Origin of the sequence: Paenibacillus glucanolyticus NBRC 15330 (genome assembly GCF_004000885.1) — a bacterium.
GTDB lineage: Bacteria > Bacillota > Bacilli > Paenibacillales > Paenibacillaceae > Paenibacillus_AQ > Paenibacillus_AQ glucanolyticus.
In genome coordinates this window covers 93,095-109,956 of record NZ_BIMC01000007.1, presented here as the reverse complement: position 1 = coordinate 109,956, position 16,862 = coordinate 93,095, and the positions used below count along the sequence as shown (strand labels likewise).

Genomic DNA, 16,862 nt, shown 5'->3' with positions numbered 1-16,862 from the left:
ACGACATGAAGAAGTATGTGCTGGTCGGCGCTGGATCCAGAGCGCTGTATATGTTTGCTAAGCCGATGGTAACGGACTGGAGTCACCTCGCTGCCTTTGAAGGCGTATATGATGCCAATCCGCTGCGGGCGCGCTTTCTTAGCGAGGAGTGCGGAGGAATTCCCGTATATGAGGATTTCCACGAGATGATCGCGGCTGTGAAGCCGGATGTGGTCATCGTGGCGAGTACGGATTATACACACCACACCTATATCGTGCAAGCTTTGATCGCCGGGTGTGATGTTATTAGCGAGAAGCCGATGACGATTGATGAAGACAAATGCCGTGAGATCCTGCAAGCGGAGCAGGCGAGTGGCAAGAAGGTGACGGTCACCTTCAACCTGCGGTTTGCGCCATATTTTGCAGCCGTGAAGGAACTGCTGCTTCAAGGGGTTATCGGCGAGATCTACCACATGGATCTGGAGTGGTTTCTGGACCGAAGGCATGGAGCGGATTACTTCCGCAGATGGCATGCCGAGATGAAGAACAGCGGCGGACTGCTGGTGCACAAGTCTACGCATCACTTTGACATCATGAACTGGTGGATGGACAGCCGTCCCGCGGAAGTGCATGCCTTCGGAACGAGACGGGTGTATGGTGACGATCGGCAGGAGCATGGAGCAAGGTGTCTGACCTGTCACCGGAAAGCCGATTGCGAGTTCTATATGGATATCGAGAAGGACCCGTTCATTGAACAATACTATCATCAGGCTGAAGAAGAGGACGGATATATTCGGGACCGCTGCCTGTTTGACAGTCGGATCGATATTTACGATACGATGTCGGTCAACGTCCGGTATGACAATGATGCGATGCTTACCTATTCCCTGGTCGCATACAGCCCGTATGAGGGGTGGCGCGCCGCAATTAACGGCAGTAAAGGGCGAATTGAAGTCTCAAATATATACAGTAATGCAGATATGAAGCAAGGGGAAGCAAGCAGGATTCATATTTACCGAACCGATGGCTCCGAGGAGGTTGTTGAGGTTAATACCTCGGCCGCCGGTCATGGCGGCGGTGATGCGAAGCTGCGCAAGGCGCTGTTTGAAGGGGGAATTGACGACCCGCTGGGGCAGCAAGCGGATAGCTCGGTAGGCGCGGAATCCCTTCTGATCGGCGCTACGGCCAACCGCTCCATTGCCGAAGGCAGGGCCTTTACGCTCCCGGATATATCACCGAATTTCGTTAATGGGAGCTCGTTAAGATGAACAGCGTGCAGGAACTGGAGCAGTATATCTGTACTTTATATGACACACGGGATCAGTTGAAGACGCATGTATTTGACCGCTCCGATGCTGCATTTGCAGTCGGGGACGCCATGCGGGATGCCATCGTCACGCCCGAGGCGGCAAGAGTGCGACAGGTGGAGATCAGGGAGGCTTTCCTGAGGTCCATCGGCGGGCTCCCCGATGTCTCTGCGAATCCGGAAACGGAGGAAGGGCCGACAGCCGGGGAGGATAAATCGCTTGACAGCGCTCCGCTTAAGGGACGTTCGATCCGGACGGCGAGGGGGTTCGGTGAAGCGTCAGGTGTCAGATCGGATCCCTTCCTTAAGGGGCGCACGACCGGTGTGACTCGTGGGGCTGGCTTTCAGGTAGAGAAAGTCGTGTTTGAGTCCAGTCCGGGATATTATGTCACCTCGAATCTGTACCTGCCCGATCATCGGGAGGAGCGGTCCGCGGCCGTCCTCTTCCTGAGCGGTCACGAGTTCGAAGGCAAGCACAACGCTTATTATCAGCGTGTCATCCAGCAATTTGTCCGGGCGGGCCTGATTGTGATGGCTATCGATCCGATAGGACAGGGAGAGCGCCTTAGCTTCTGTAACTCGGAGGAGAAGGAAGGGAGCCGCATTTGGGGCACGCAAGAGCATCAGCAATGCGGGTTTCAGTGTCACTGGCTCGGAGACAGCATTGCACGCTATTTCGTTCATGATGCCATGCGGGCCGTGGATTATTTGTGCGAGCGGCCTGAGGTGGATGAGGCAAGGATTGGCATAACGGGAAACTCCGGCGGCGGAACCCAGACGGCCATGATGATGGTCTGCGATGAACGCATTGCGGCGGCAGCTCCCGCCACCTTCATCATGAACCGGCAGCTGTATATGCATGCCGGGGGCGTGCAGGATGCCGAGCAGGTATGGCCGGGATTAACCAGACTTGGTTATGACCATGAGGATCTGCTCATCGCCTTTGCGCCGAAGCCGCTGCTTGTGCTGGCGGTGGAATATGATTTCTTCCCGATTGAAGGTACGCGGCGTACCGTTGATCGCAGCCGGCGTTTCTGGGAGCTGCTGGGTCACCCAGACCATGTGCAGCTTGTGACCGATGCCTCCACGCATCGCTATACGGACCGATTGGCAGAGGCCGCGGCAGCATTTTTTGTTCAGCATCTTCAGGTGAGGGTGAATGCAGCTTATGAAATGAAGATAGAGGCATTGCCGCCGGAAAATCTGTGGTGCTGCTCCAGCGGTCAGGTGTACCGGGATTATGCGGATGCAAGATCGATCAGGGATTTCAATGAGGATCGCTGCGATCGACTGGCCCAGGCGCGGTCCTTGCTGCCCACGCAGCAAAGACAGGATCAAGCAAGGAAGTGGCTGCAGGAGAGGATCTACGCTTTCCGCAAGCCTTGCGAATTGAATCCGCGCGTGATCCGGCTAGGCGTGGTGGAGGGTCTTGAGGTCGATTACCGTCTGTGGTGGTCGCAGGAAGGCATCATGAACAGCGGTTATGTATTCCGACTTGTCGGGGATTCAACCGGACGAAAGCAGCCGTTGACCGTTGCTGTTTGGCGGGGAGGGACCCGCCGATTGAAGGAGCACTGGGAATGGATTCAGGAGACGTGTCGATCCGGCTGCGCTGTACTGGTGCTGAATACGTCCGGGGTCGGTCCTCATGAGCCTTATCCGATATACGGAAAGCCTGCACATTCCTATTTCGGGGTGCTGCATAAGCTGGCCGATGATCTGATCTGGCTCGGGGATAGCCTGGCCGCACTGCGCACGTTCGATGTACTTCGATGTGTGGAAGCCGTCTCGCACTTTGATGAATGGCAGGGAGGAGTCATCCCGTTCTATGCCGTGGGACGGGAAGGGCTTTACGTGCAGCTTGCGGCTGTGATCGATCCGGGGATTGGACAGGTTAAGGCCGTTGACTCTTTGAGCAGCATCTCGAAGTTGGCCAGTGCACGGCAGCTTGAGGAAGAGGGAGCGATGAGCGTTGTGTTTCCCGGCATGTTGAAGGTGCTTGATCTTCCCGATCTGAACGAACCGCAGGGCGATGACCGCGGGCAACGAGAGAGAAAGGAAGTGGAAGGACATGAGTAAATCAAAACCACTGACCGTCACACTGATCGGAGCCGGACTCCGGGGCATGATCTATAGCAGTTATGCTCTCCAGCGGCCGGATGAGATGCGGATTGTGGCGGTTGCCGATCCGGATGAGGTGCGGCGAAGCCGCTGCCAGGCCAAGTTCGGGCTGGCCGATGAGCGATGCTTTACGAGCTGGGATGAGCTGTTTGCAAGGCCGCGGCAATCGGATGCCGTCTTTATCTGCACAAGGGATCGGGATCATTATGAGCCGACCATGAAGGCGTTGGCGGCGGGATACCATGTGCTGCTGGAGAAGCCGATGTCGCCGGAATGGCAGGAATGCATCGATATGGGCCGGCAGGCGGAAGCCTATGACCGTACGCTCACGATCTGCCATGTTCTTCGGTACGCCCCCTTTTTCCAGGAGCTTAAGCGGCTGCTCGATGAAGGACGGATCGGCCGTTTGATGTCGATCCAGCATAATGAGAACGTCGGCTACTGGCATCAGGCGCACTCGTACGTGCGTGGATATTTCAATAACACCGAGTCCTCCAGCCCGATGATTCTGGCGAAATCCTGTCATGATCTCGACATCATGCAATGGCTGGCCGGAGGCCAATGCCTGAGTGTGGCATCCTATGGCCATCTGTCTCATTTTCGCCCGGAATCCGCTCCGCCCGGCGCGCCGAAGCGCTGCCTGGACGGATGTCCGGTGTCGCATGAATGCCAGTATTATGCGCCGAACACCTATCTGATCGAGAACGCAGGCTGGAAGGGCGAGGCGGCAAGCAACGATCCAAGTTATGAGGCCCGTTACCAAGCGATGCTGGAGGGGCCTTTTGGCCGGTGCGTCTATCATTGCGATAACGATGTCGTGGACCATCAGGTGGTCAGCATGGAGTTCGAGCATGACATTACGGCCGTGTTCACGATGAGTGCATTCACGGAAAAATGCAACCGCACGATCAAGCTTATGGGTACCGAAGGCGAGATTCGGGCCACGATGGAGACCAATGAAATCGAGATCCGCCGCTTTGGCAGCGGCAAGTCGGAAGTGATTCAACTCGTCGATCCGGAAGGCCATGTAGGCCATGGCGGCGGGGATATGCGCTTGATCCAGGATTTTGTGAAGTCGGTGGGGTCCCAGGGCCAGCATGACAGCTTCACTTCGGCCAAGGCGTCGATACAGAGCCACCTGATGGCGTTTGCCGCCGAGCGTTCCCGCGTAGAGAAGCGCATGGTGAGGCTGGAGGAATTTTTGCATAGCGGCGCTCTGGCTTGAATTTCTGTACAACAAGGAGGAATTATCATTATGCAGTTGAACATATTGGAGCATGCGGAGCAAGCAGGTTTAGAGGCAGCCCGCGCTTGCGAGGCCATTCTTCGCGATACGATCGCGGAAAAAGGAAGTGCGCGCATCGTCCTGTCAACAGGCGCGTCACAGTTTGAGTTTTTGTCGCATTTTGTGAAGCTGGATATGGAATGGAATAAGATCGAGATGTTCCATTTGGATGAATATATCGCACTGTCGGAATCTCACCCCGCGAGCTTCCGTAAATATTTGAAGGAACGCTTTCTGGCCTACGCGAATGTCGGCAAGGCATGGCTGATTAACGGCGAAGGCGATCCTGAGGACATGGTGAAGCGGTTGAATGAGGAAATTGTGAAAGCGCCTGTGGATCTGGCCTTGATTGGAATCGGAGAAAATGCGCATATTGCCTTTAATGATCCGCCGGCTGATTTTGATAACGAGTCGCCTTATACAATCGTGAACCTGAGCGATACGTGTAAGAACCAGCAGGTTAGGGAGGGCTGGTTTGCATCGAATGAGAAAGTGCCTCAGCAAGCGATTACGATGACGGTCAAACAGATTTTGAAGAGCCGCCATATCGTATCGGTTGTGCCTCATCAGGCAAAGGCGGCAGCTATTCTAAATACCATTAAAGGCGGAGTAGATAACCAGGTGCCCGCCACAATCTTGAAGACCCATCCAAGCTGGATGCTGTATCTGGATAAAGCATCGGCAGCGCCGATTTATCAGTGGGCTTAATTATTCAGATTTAGGGATGCTGGTGTAATGCGTGCAGAGCTGCTGATTCCGTTATACGAGTGTGTAAACCATCCGGTGTGCTCGGCAGCATGAAAAGAGCGCGCAAAGCGGGTGAACCGAAAGTTATGCTCATCTGTTCTCTGTCTGGAGCGGAGGAGCATGTCGATGAAGCCATGATCACCGCTTCCGCTGCCTGGGAAAGCGTCATATGAACAAACCTGTGAGGGTAATTGTGTAATTTAATGAACTTGCACAGATATCGAGTTCATTTATGCGAAGAACAAGTATAGAACAGTTAGGGGGACGCCTATGTTGTGGCGAGGTAAGCTCCCGCACACCGGGGCACTGGTAGAAATAGAGGCGTTAGATGGACGAATCGCGGATGTGCGGCCGTTGGGTCAGCATGAGACATCGGCGAAGCTGCCCTGGATCAGCTGCGGCTGGATCGATTTGCAGGTCAATGGTTTTGGCGGCTACGATTTGAACGGCACCGTGACATCGAGGAGTGATATCGAAGGCGTGACGCTGGCGCTGCATCGCCGGGGCGTTGCTTCCTATTTGCCAACCGTCATTACAGGGAGTTACGACCGGATGCGTCAGGCATTCACCGCTTTATCCCAATATGTCCAATCCAGGCATTTGGGAAGTGCCTCAATTGCAGGCATTCATATGGAGGGACCTTATCTATCCGGTGAAGACGGCAGTCGTGGGGCGCATCCGAGAGAGTACGTCCGAAATTCGGATTGGGATGAGTTTCAGCGGCTCCAGGATGCGGCGGACGGGCTAATTCGGATGGTAACACTTGCGCCGGAGCGTGAGGGGGCGGTTCCTTTTATTGAGAAACTGGTTAAATCAGGCGTTGTGGCAGCGATCGGGCATACGATGGCTACCGGGGAGCAGATCGAGCAAGCGGTGCAGGCAGGGGCGACGGTGTCGACCCATCTGGGGAACGGCTCACAGCCGATTCTGCCGCGGCACCCCAACTATATTTGGCAACAGCTGGCTGATGACCGGTTATGGGCAACCTTTATCCCGGATACACACCATCTGGCACCGTCCGTGCTGAAAGCCATGCTGCGGGCTAAACGGGAGAAAGCAGTGCTCGTTAGCGATGCCGTCATGTTCGGCGGCATGGCCCCCGGACAGTACAGCAGCCTCATCGGAGGCGCAGTGGAACTGACGGCAGACGGCCGCCTGCATACGGTAGAGAATCCGGCGATACTGGCCGGTTCCGCTTCTTCCCTGGACGTCGGTATTGCGAATGCGATTCGCTATACGGACATGACGCTGGCGGAAGCGATAAGCGCGGTCACAAGCCGCCCGGCAATGGTGTTGAATGTGCCGCAATTAGGCGAGCTGGACATTGGTCGTCCGGCGAACCTGACACTGTTCGATTGCTATGCGGACGGGACGAATATGTCTGTTCGGGAGACCGTAGTTGCAGGTGAGACGGTGTATAGATCTGTTTGATGTCGGGATGGTGAACGAGAGGGGGAGCGTGGGAAGTATTTCACTTTCCGTCGGGGTGTGAGTGTAAAGTATGAGCGCGAACCGCCGCGCTCGCAGGCTCTACAGATCAGCCGCGCTCCTTCGCCCAGCCGAACAGCCATAAAAAATCCCCGATGTGGCGCGACACACACGGGGATGTTTTTTGGCTTTGTTCTATTTTTCGATATGTTCTTCGAACCAGCGGACAATATGGCTCAAGCGTTTTACCCGCAGATGCGGGTGGCCGCTACGGGACAAGTTGTGGTCCGCTCCCGGGAAGCGGATCAGCTGGGTTTCCCGCCTGAGCCGCTTCAAGGCGATGAACAGCTGTTCGCCCTGCTCGATCGGGCAGCGGAGATCCTGTTCTCCATGAAGGATGAGGAGCGGGGTGTTCATATCCTTCACGTAAGCGAGAGGTGAATGCTTCCACAGCTTCTCCAGGTCATCCCACGGATTGCCCCAAATCTGATCCTGCGTGAATGAGTAACCGATATCGCTGACCCCGTAGAAGGAAATCCAGTTCGATATTGAACGTTGGGTTACTGCCGCTTGGAAGCGGTCGGTATGACCCACGATCCAGTTGGTCATGAAGCCGCCGTAGCTGCCGCCGGTGACACCAAGACGGGAGGCATCAATATATGTGTAGGTATCGAGAACATAATCCACAGCTTCCATCAGGTCCTGATAGTCACGTCCGCCGTAATCTCCTCTGACAGTATTAACGTGTACCTGACCGTACCCGTGCCCGCCCCGGGGGTTTGTATAGAATACAGCATAACCGGCTGCAGCAAGCAGCTGGAATTCGTGCATGAACGTGTGAGCGTACATGGCTTGAGGTCCACCGTGAATCTCAAGCACGGCCGGAACTTTGGAGCCTTCGGTAAAGCCTGCAGGCTTCATGATCCAGCCTTGAATCGGCCAGCCGTCGGAGGTATGGAACGTAAAGGACTCCGGCGTGCTTAACGTAATCTCATTCCAGAGCTCTTCATTGCAGTGGGTCAGGCGGCGTTCTTTGTCCTCGGCTGCAGAGTAGCTGAACAGATCGCCGGGCTGGAGCAGGTCAGCAGCGGCAAAAATGATTGTATCCTCAGGAGTTAAAGCAAATTGATATACCTCGCGTTCACCCGATACCACCAGGTCAAAAGATGAGCCGTCCAGTGCAAAACGTCCGATATGCACGCCGCCGTCCTGGCTAAGCTGGAGGTATACCGATTGACCGTCCTTGCTGAACAGAGGAGGCGTTCCTGCACCGGATCTCATATCACTTACAGCGGCGTGCCCTAGCTGAACATCCATGTCCGTAAAGAGGACACGGGATTCTCCACCGGAGAGCGGAACGAGATGAATCTTGGTCAGCGTGGCAAACCCGCAGCTGAGATCGCTGGCGAGCATAAGAACATACTGCCCATCCGGAGTGAAAACAATGGACCCGATCGACAGCGTTCCGTCCGTTATTTCGGTTACGGATATGTCCGTGAGGTCCATCACGAATACATCGTTGGTCAAACGCAGATCGGGATCCGGGAACTGCTCCGTGGCTAGACTGTTGCTGTATGCGATGTGGCCGCCATCCGGCGACCAGGCGAAGGCATATACGTCATAATCGCCATCAGTTATTTGCTTGCATTCCTCCGTTGCCGGATTCACGATATATAGATGATTTCTACGTCCATTCCACAATCCGCCGCCATCGGCTTTATATTTAATGCGGTTAATGATCTTTTCTTCGGGCAGCTTATTTTTATCGTCTTTGCCTTGGTCTTCGCTTTCGGTAGACTCCGCTGCTTCCGCCTCACTTCGAATCAGAAGGCGCGTGCTGTCCGGTGACCATTTAAATGCACTGACACCATGCTTCATGTCGGTAACCGGGCGGGCTTCCCCTCCGTTGGCAGGCATGATCCATATCTGTGGCTTGTCGCCTTTTTTACGCAGGAAGGCGAGCTCTGACCCGTTGGGGGACCAAGCAGGTGCAGCATCGGCTTCGCCGGATGTGAAGGGAATGTCCTGGGTTCCAACTGCAGGCAGCAGACGAATGTGGGAGCGGTAGCCGTCGAACTTTTCGCTGACGGATTTATGTACGTATGCTATAGCTCCGCTTGCGGGAGAGACAACGGGGTCATTTAACCAGTGCATCCGGTACAAATCCTCCGGGGTTATAAGTCGCTTATCAGTCATGAATCATCCTCCTAATCTTCTCTGTGAGTTAACCTTTATTATCCCAGATAATGGTATGAAAATCTAGACAAAAGAAAGAGGTAGATTGTGAACATTTCAATCCAAATGCTAGTAAAATAGAGGGGGAAATTACAATAATACTAGGTAATGAGATAGCGGTTTCGTAGTGAAAAGGTCCAGTTAATTTTCTGCTGGTCAATTTATATATGAAATGTGGTTGATAGACTCCGCAGCAGTTCCTCTTCTCTTTTTGTTATAATTGAGATAGACTCTCAATTAGGAGTATGTAAAAAAGATCAACTATATATAGCTCGGGAGGAATCAGATATGAATGTAAGTGAAGCGATCCGTACGCGCCGCAGCCTTGGCAAAGTCAAGCCTGACGCCGTGCCGCAGGAATGGATTGAGCAAATCTTAGAAGCAGGGACCTGGGCGCCGAACCACAAGCTCACGGAGCCGTGGAAGTTTTTTGTGATGCAAGGAGAGGGACGGGACGTGCTGGGTAATGCTCTTGGAGACATACAGGTTGCAGGTGGCGACGATACCAGCGATGAGGTGGTAGCTGCAGCTCGTGAATCGGGACGCACGAAGGCCTATCGTGCACCGCTTGTCATCGGTGTGGCGGTTGAGCCTTCCACGGACCCGAAGGTGATTGAGCTTGAAGAGTACGGAGCGGTGTTTGCAGCAACTCAGAATATGCTTCTGCAAATCCATGAGCTTGGTCTTGGTGCCGTGTGGAGAACGGGTGAGCCGTGCTTTCATGCCCTGATGAACCAAGCGTTTGGTTTGAAACCAGACGATAAAATGCTGGGCTTCCTGTACATCGGATATCCGGATATGGAGCCGAAGCAAGGAAAACGTCAACCGGCAGCGAATAAGACCGTATGGCTGAATAGTGCTGCAGACCTGTAGTTTATCTACCCTCGGCAGCGAAAATCCGGTATAATTAACCCTAAGTTTGTCGAAGGGTGTAATGGCATCCGGGCGATTGACACTAGGGGAGTGTACATGGATGAAATTTCGATTCAAGTTGTGGGATCTGGGCAGTAAACTTATTTTTATAGCAACCTGTTTAGCGCTGGCTTCCTTCTTTTTTAAATGGCTGGATATTGGCGTGGCTGCAGAGAACGGCTTTTTGCAGGGCGGCGCGTTTTTCATAGTATGTTTTATCTATCCATTTCTGAAAGTGGTTCGCGAGAAGAAGATGAACAAGATTATTGCATACGCTTTTGCGCTTGCAGCGATTATCTTGACCATGATGTACGTATCGTCCAAAACGGTTGATTTTTTTGGGCAGACAATCAGAGGGGCTGCTGCGGGGCCGTATCTGTTCATGGTATCGTGCGGGCTGCTGAGTTTTGGGATTTTCAAACGCAAATATTAGATTCCTGCTGCATGCACATGCAAATTATAAGAATCAAGGGCTGGACCTGGAAGTGGCTGATGGCTGCTGGGGACGGCCCTTTTTTCTCTAATAAGCGTGATCACAACCGGATCAGATGGAAAAAAACACAAACCGAACATGAAGCCCTGGCATGTGATGTAACATTGAGCGGGATACTGGGCTTTTGATATACTTAAGAGAGCGGCTTTTAACCGCAGTATTACACATCAGGGAGGGATTTCTTCAATGGCCAATCAAACTTTTACCGATGGACCTACTTTAAATGACGGCGTCAAAATGCCGTGGCTGGGCCTCGGCGTATGGAAGACCAAAGAAGGCGAAGAGGTTATTCAATCCGTAAAATCAGCAATCGCTGCAGGATACCGCAGCATCGATACAGCAGCTGTCTATGGCAATGAAGAGGGCGTGGGGCAAGCTATTCGCGAATCCGGCGTTTCGCGGGACGAGCTGTTCATCACAACCAAGGTATGGAATGAAGACCAGGGTTATGAGAAGACCCTGCAAGCTTTTGAGACGAGCCGCAAGAAGCTGGGACTGGATTTCATTGATCTGTACCTCGTGCACTGGCCGGGAAAAGATAAATACCTCGATACGTGGAAGGCCTTGATTCATCTGCAAAGGGAAGGACTTGTCCGTTCCATCGGCGTCAGCAACTTCCAAATCCGCCACTTGCAGCATATCATGGAGGACACCGGCGTTGTTCCGGTTGTGAACCAGGTGGAATTGCACCCGCTGCTCTCCCAGAAGGAGCTCCTGGGGTACGCGCGCGAGAATCATATCGTTCTGGAAGCATGGAGTCCATTGATGCAAGGCAACCTGGATCAACCGGTGCTGGCCCAGATCGCGGAGAAATACGGAAAAACAACGGCGCAAGTCATTCTGCGCTGGGATATTCAGAATGGTATTATTGTCATTCCAAAATCGATTAAAGACCATCGTATCCGTGAGAATGCCGGCATTTTTGATTTCGAGCTTTCTGCAGCGGATATGGCGGCCATTGACGGTTTGAACCAAAACAAACGTTTTGGCTCCAATCCGGACGAATTCCTGTTCTAGAATCTGCCTCTATCTTATAAAAAGAGCGAGTACAACCCTTTTGACGGGAAGTTCTCGCTCTTTTTTTGCATATTCCGAGATAGGACCTACAGGGATGAATCGGCTCCGCGATCCTCCTCATCGGAGGCATCCTCCGGAAACAGCGGTTCGCCTATCGTGCCAAGCTTTCCTTGCACGAGGTCTTCATGCAGTCTTTTTAGCCAGTTCAAGTCGGTCCTGGCGTGTTCATACAGCCCGATCATGAGGTGCTGGGCGCTGCGGGGAACGATATGTTTGTGTTCCTCATACAGTTGGTACGCATGATTCACCCGATGCTCCGCATCCCGGATACGGGATTGCAGGATAGGGGCAAGTACGGCTGGGTCTGCGTGGCGTGAGAAAGGCAGGGCGATATAGAGCGGGTGGTGCACAGGCTCGATGTCCCTGAATTTCTTGAGCAGCAGCTGTTCAAAAAGCTTGCGTCCGGCATCCGTGATCCGGTAGATGGTTTTGTCCGGCCGGCTGTCGCTGTGTATGGTTTCGACCGCCTCAATGCATCTGTCCTCGGCGAGCCGGTCTACTGCGTAATAGAGAGAGCCCATCTGAAGTTTGGTATACTGATCCATCCCGCGATCCTTCATCTTGATCCGGATCTCGTACGGATGATAGTCACCCTCCAGCAGCAAACCCAGAATGGCTAGTTTCATCGACATTCCACTAGGCTCCCTTGGCCTTACTAGGAACGGCCACCCGTTCGTTGCCCATCATGAGCACAAACACCAGAGCCAGCACCGCTGGCACAAGCGCCCACATAAACGTATTTGCGATGGAATCGGCCAATGAAACCGTGACTTGCTCGCGTACGTTCGGAGGAAGCTGGCCCATCACCTCGGGCGAAAGCACCACATCCGCATTCAGCGGGACACCGGCCGGTGCATTCCCTGCGGCTTCAGCAAGTCGGCTGTTCAGGCCATTGCGCTGAATGATACCGAAAATGGTGATCCCGACCGTCATGCCGAACGAGCGGAGGAAGGAGTTCGTCGAAGTGGCTGCACCACGCTGTCTGGCATCGAAGTTATGGATGGAGGCCATGCTCAGGGTGGAGAACGAGAACCCGACGCCAAAGCCGGTCAGGACCATGAAGATCGTCAACAGGTAGCGAGGCGTATCAGGATTTATCGTGCTCAGGCAGAAAATACCCGCAATAAAGCAAAACACCGACAGGATCATAATGTTCCTGAACGAAGTTCGAGTTGTGAGCATACCGCCGCCTTGGCTGCCGGCAACGCTGCCGAGCATCATCGGCATCAGAATGAGGCCGGAATTGGTTGCGGTTCCGCCATACACTCCGCTAACAAAGATCGGAATGTAGATGGTTGCCACGATAAAGGTTGCGCCATAGAACAAGGCCACGATATTGCTCGAGGCAAACAGGCGCTTGCGGAACATCTGGAACGAAATGATCGGCTCAGCTGCCCGGGTCTCCGCGAAGAGAAACACAACGAACAGGGCAATGAATCCCCCGAATAAGCCCAAAATTTGCGGTGAGTCCCATGCAAAGGTTTGCCCGCCCAGCTCCAGACCGAACATTAGGCAGATGATGGCACCTACAAGTGTTGCGGCTCCCGTCCAGTCAATCTTCTGCTTGGCATGGGAACGGGTCTCCTTATAGGAAGTCATGATGAAAATAAAGGATACGATCCCGATTGGAACGTTGACGTAGAATATCCATTCCCAGCCAACGCTATCGGTAATAAAAGCACCCAGCAGCGGTCCCATAATGCTGGAGGTACCGAATACGGCACCGAGCAAACCCGTCATTTTACCGCGCTTCTCCGGCGGGAACAGGTCAAACACGATGGTAAACGCAATCGGCATAAGAGCACCGCCGCCGATTCCTTGAATCGCCCGGTAAATAATAAGCTCTGTCATGTTGTTGGCCATCCCGCAGAGGGCGGAACCGATCAGGAAGACAACCAGCCCGAATATAAAGAACCGTTTCCGCCCGTACATATCGGACAGCTTGCCGAAGATCGGTGTGCCGGCCATTACGGCAACCATGTAGATCGAGGTTACCCAGACGACTTGGTCGAAGCCCTGAAGATCGCGGATAATCGTCGATAAAGCCGTGGCTACAATCGTGTTATCGATGGCGGCCATGAAGATGCCCAGCAGCAGACCGGCCACGACCAATTTGATGTTGCTTTGTTGTGCATTCATGTTAAGAATACTCCTTTTCCATATTCAACTATGTATATATTATTCAAATTTGAATAATTCGGTGGTTATATTGTAGCCGGATTAGCAGATGTTGGCAAGATGTTTAATGGCACTGCCTGTCCTTACATTCTGGACAAGAAAAAACAAGGCCAACCCCCTAATTGCGGGATGACCTTGTAACGCAATCAAGCAGCTGCCAGAGCGTATCTTTACATCAAGCTGCCTAGCAGAAATTTTGTTATTCCTATGCGGTATTTCGTGTGATAACAGGATGAGAGCGAGTGTATTCAGCTGTTCATCTGCGGGGATCTGGCATCTAGCTGCATGAATTCGATCCGGTTACCGTCCGGGTCCCTGGCCCAGCACTGCATATTGAAGTCTTTCCCTTGAACGGGTTCAACGTCGAGTGTTATGCCCCGCTTGCGAAGATGCTCCGCCAAGCTGTCGATATCTTCAACCTCAAGACAGAGATGGAAGAACCCGACAGGCCGCTGTACATGTGCCGGTTTATTTTGACCACCGTAAAACAACTCGATAAACTGTCCATCACACACCTTAATGTACTCAATCCATGGCTCGCCCTGATCGTTCGGGATATCAAAAGCGCGGGTAAAGCCAAGAACGTCGCAGTAAAAATGCAGGGACTTCTCCATATCGGCAACATCAAAACGCCAGATGGGCGATTCCTTTAATCATGACGGCATTCCTCCTCGGTATGAATATAAGCTTGAGATCAGATGATTTCATAAGACAATTGTAGCCCATTTTGTATACGCTTCCATATATATATTTGCAAAATCGGAGAAATAAACCCGGATGTTATCCTTGGGGATCAGCAGCTTTACTTCCCCGGCTAAGTCAATCCGGCTTCCAACTGCATTGTTATCAATATAATCATGCAGATGCCAAAAAACCAAGACCTGCTAAAGCTGGCCTTGGTTTGGGTGTCAACATCACGCAGTGGTGTTATCTTCATGCTGCTGTGTCAACAATCATGATGCGGTACTGCTATCAGCAGGGCCTGTTGGACAGGCAGACATCTTATTCGTAAGTCAGGCTATCCAAAATTCCCTTCACGCTCAGCTCAGCGCAAGCCATGGACGTATCGGCTACGCCGTAATACATCTTCACGACATCGCCATCCACCAGCGCGCCGCAGGAGAAGACCACGTCTCCGAAGAAACCGTTCTTCTCATAATCGGCTTCCGGCTCCATGATCGGATGATTGGAGCGGGCAATTACTTTGGATGGATCGTTCAGATCCAGCAGCAGGGCGCCCATGCAGTAGCGGTGATCGAGCGTTGCGCCATGGTAGAGCTCCAGCCAGCCCTTTTCCGTGCGGAATGGCACGGCTCCGCCGCCCATACGGCCGCTGTCCCACATGCCGTCACGGAGTCCGGCAAGATGTTTATGGTTGCCCCAGTACAAGAGGTTATCGGATTCTGCAATCCACATTTCCGGATTACCCGTACTCTTTGTGGTCGGGCGGTGCAGCGCATAGTATTTGCCGCCTATCTTCTCGGGGAAGATCAGCACGTCCTTGTTGTCCGGTCCGAATATCATCCCGTGATGCGTGAAGTTCACGAAATCCTGTGTGGATACCATCGATTCACCGACACCGACCGGGGACACGGCGGAGAAGTAGATATAATACGTATCCCCAATTTGCGTGACGCGTGGATCTTCGATACCGAAGGATTCCAGCGACTGCGCTGGATAGACCAGCGGCTTGTCATCTATGGTAAATCGATGTCCATCTTTGCTGCGAGCCACTCGAATATAAGACAAGGATGTCAGATATTCGAAGGTGGCGCTGTGATTCACATTGCGAATGACGCGAGGGTCTGAGAAGTCATAACGCGGATCATCGGTACGGAATTCCAAAATATCCAGCTTCTGCGTTGCTGCGTTGAATACAGGCGCTTTGACAATCATCGGGTCAGCACTGACCGGACGTTCCGCAACGCGGAGCAGCAACAGCACCTCACCGTTATATTCGGCTACGCCTGCGTTAAAAGCGCCAATTACTTCAAAACCTTCATGATACGGCTTCACATCAGCCGGTGTAATGAGAGGGTTCTCCTCATATCTGTATATATTCATGGTTGTTTACCCCTATCCAAATAAGCGTTTTTTTTATATGAGAACGGCTGTAATGTTACTGTTCGAACTTGAGGAACGGGTCCTGAATGGTGATGCGATGTGCTTCGGCATCGCTGATTCCGGCATAGAGATCGGCGGTTCCGTTCGAATGGCGAACGAGACCTCCGCTGAATACGACGTCAGCCAGATCCGGACGCTTGGTTTCCCCCGACAGGAATTCGGCACGTACAGCAATCAATTCCATATCACTGAATTCGCCAGTCTGCGGGTCGAGGGCAAACACCATGGGATAATAGTGGCGATCACCGGCTTCATCGAAGCTGGCCACATGACCGAGTACGCCGACAAGCCCATTTCTCAGAATGTGCAGTTCGTTAGCCCCGCCCCATTCTGAATCGATAAATTGATCTGGCAAGAGAGGAGCATCGTTCACAAGCTCTACCGTCACATCATCCAGCGACTTTACCTTGGTGAACCCGATTTTACCCCGGCCGCCTTTTTCACCTTGAGGACGGGTGAACACGCCAATCTCACCGCTTACCAGCTCCGCGAGGCGTAGATCCTTCATTGCATCGGGGCCTGTGAAGAAAGGGGAGAGCTCATTCAGCGTTTTGCCTTTCCGGAACACGGTTCTCCACATCAGCGCATTCTCCATCGCAGGATGCGGGAAGATCTCAACGCCCCCCAGCACCAGTTCGCCTTGGATGAAGGTAAAGAACGGATCCTGCAGCGTGAGGACAGGTGCGCCCCCCAGGGGCATCCAAGCCCCGTCCTTTTCCATAAAAAAGTGAATTTCCGAATGCTCGCTGTCCCGCGATTCCACCCGGCCTGCAATCACGGTGACCCCATCGATCCGGAATGGAGCCGTGATGTTATACACGTCTTTGTCGCCTACGCCGGTAAAATGCAGTTTAACCGGGTTTTGAACGTTAGACTTCCTGTCTTGATATTCTTGCAACAGCACTTTGCATGTTTTCACTGCGGATTTATTCATTGCCACTGTCATGCAGCCTCCTTATATAAACCATATAATAATT

General features: G+C 53.0%; 14 protein-coding genes and 1 pseudogene. 9 read left to right on the top strand and 6 right to left on the bottom strand.

Translation table 11 applies throughout. The features are described from left to right. Positions 1-5: 5 nt before the first annotated feature. The 6 genes from PGL02S_RS13100 to PGL02S_RS13080 all read left to right on the top strand — a co-directional run bounded on the left by PGL02S_RS13100 (position 6) and on the right by PGL02S_RS13080 (position 6,869). Positions 6-1,247: a Gfo/Idh/MocA family protein gene (locus PGL02S_RS13100; protein ID WP_036643887.1), complete on the top strand. Its 1,242-nt coding sequence runs from the start codon at positions 6-8 to the stop codon at positions 1,245-1,247. Next, a complete protein-coding gene (locus tag PGL02S_RS13095) occupies positions 1,244-3,364 on the top strand; it encodes an alpha/beta hydrolase family protein (RefSeq protein ID WP_036643884.1) in 2,121 nt (706 codons plus the stop codon). The genes PGL02S_RS13100 and PGL02S_RS13095 overlap by 4 nt, the downstream gene beginning before the upstream one ends. Then, on the top strand, positions 3,357-4,631 hold the full coding sequence (locus tag PGL02S_RS13090) for a Gfo/Idh/MocA family protein (protein ID WP_036643882.1): 1,275 nt from the start codon (positions 3,357-3,359) through the stop codon (positions 4,629-4,631). Before PGL02S_RS13095 ends, PGL02S_RS13090 begins: the two co-directional genes overlap by 8 nt. A gap of 30 nt (positions 4,632-4,661) precedes the next feature. Further along, positions 4,662-5,399, top strand: a complete 738-nt coding sequence (locus PGL02S_RS13085) for a glucosamine-6-phosphate deaminase (protein ID WP_036643880.1) — start codon at positions 4,662-4,664, stop codon at positions 5,397-5,399. Between the two features lie 59 nt (positions 5,400-5,458). Further along, complete coding sequence (locus PGL02S_RS28175) at positions 5,459-5,611, top strand: hypothetical protein (protein ID WP_155984656.1); 153 nt, start codon at positions 5,459-5,461, stop codon at positions 5,609-5,611. A gap of 97 nt (positions 5,612-5,708) precedes the next feature. Continuing rightward, positions 5,709-6,869, top strand: coding sequence for an N-acetylglucosamine-6-phosphate deacetylase (locus PGL02S_RS13080; protein WP_036643876.1), 1,161 nt, complete (start codon positions 5,709-5,711; stop codon positions 6,867-6,869). 192 nt (positions 6,870-7,061) lie between these two features. Here PGL02S_RS13080 and PGL02S_RS13075 read toward each other — a convergent pair whose 3' ends face one another. Continuing rightward, positions 7,062-9,062: a S9 family peptidase gene (locus PGL02S_RS13075; RefSeq protein WP_036643874.1), complete on the bottom strand. Its 2,001-nt coding sequence runs from the start codon at positions 9,060-9,062 to the stop codon at positions 7,062-7,064. A gap of 327 nt (positions 9,063-9,389) precedes the next feature. Between PGL02S_RS13075 and PGL02S_RS13070 the strand changes: the two genes are divergently transcribed. The 3 genes from PGL02S_RS13070 (at position 9,390) to PGL02S_RS13060 (ending at position 11,523) form a co-directional block, all read left to right on the top strand. Beyond that, the gene (locus PGL02S_RS13070) at positions 9,390-9,974 is read left to right on the top strand and encodes a nitroreductase family protein (protein ID WP_036643872.1); all 585 of its coding nucleotides are present in this window, start codon (positions 9,390-9,392) and stop codon (positions 9,972-9,974) included. Positions 9,975-10,074: 100 nt separating this feature from the next. After that, positions 10,075-10,446 carry a hypothetical protein gene (locus tag PGL02S_RS13065; RefSeq protein WP_006207923.1) on the top strand — a complete coding sequence of 124 codons (372 nt, stop codon included), beginning with the start codon at positions 10,075-10,077 and terminating at the stop codon, positions 10,444-10,446. A 246-nt stretch (positions 10,447-10,692) separates the two neighbouring features. Beyond that, complete coding sequence (locus tag PGL02S_RS13060) at positions 10,693-11,523, top strand: aldo/keto reductase (RefSeq protein ID WP_006207924.1); 831 nt, start codon at positions 10,693-10,695, stop codon at positions 11,521-11,523. 86 nt (positions 11,524-11,609) lie between these two features. Here PGL02S_RS13060 and PGL02S_RS13055 read toward each other — a convergent pair whose 3' ends face one another. The 5 genes and pseudogenes from PGL02S_RS13055 to PGL02S_RS13035 form a co-directional block, all read right to left on the bottom strand. Continuing rightward, entirely contained in the window at positions 11,610-12,215 is a 606-nt protein-coding gene (locus PGL02S_RS13055; RefSeq protein WP_036643869.1) for a PadR family transcriptional regulator, read from the bottom strand. A 4-nt stretch (positions 12,216-12,219) separates the two neighbouring features. Next, a complete protein-coding gene (locus PGL02S_RS13050; protein ID WP_036643867.1) occupies positions 12,220-13,722 on the bottom strand; it encodes an MDR family MFS transporter in 1,503 nt (500 codons plus the stop codon). A gap of 287 nt (positions 13,723-14,009) precedes the next feature. Beyond that, positions 14,010-14,418: pseudogene (locus PGL02S_RS13045) on the bottom strand (VOC family protein). A 345-nt stretch (positions 14,419-14,763) separates the two neighbouring features. Continuing rightward, positions 14,764-15,825: a BtaManbiosPhlase gene (locus PGL02S_RS13040; protein WP_006207928.1), complete on the bottom strand. Its 1,062-nt coding sequence runs from the start codon at positions 15,823-15,825 to the stop codon at positions 14,764-14,766. Positions 15,826-15,880: 55 nt separating this feature from the next. Continuing rightward, positions 15,881-16,825: an MTP-1 family protein gene (locus PGL02S_RS13035; protein WP_006207929.1), complete on the bottom strand. Its 945-nt coding sequence runs from the start codon at positions 16,823-16,825 to the stop codon at positions 15,881-15,883. Between the last annotated feature and the right edge of the window lie 37 nt (positions 16,826-16,862).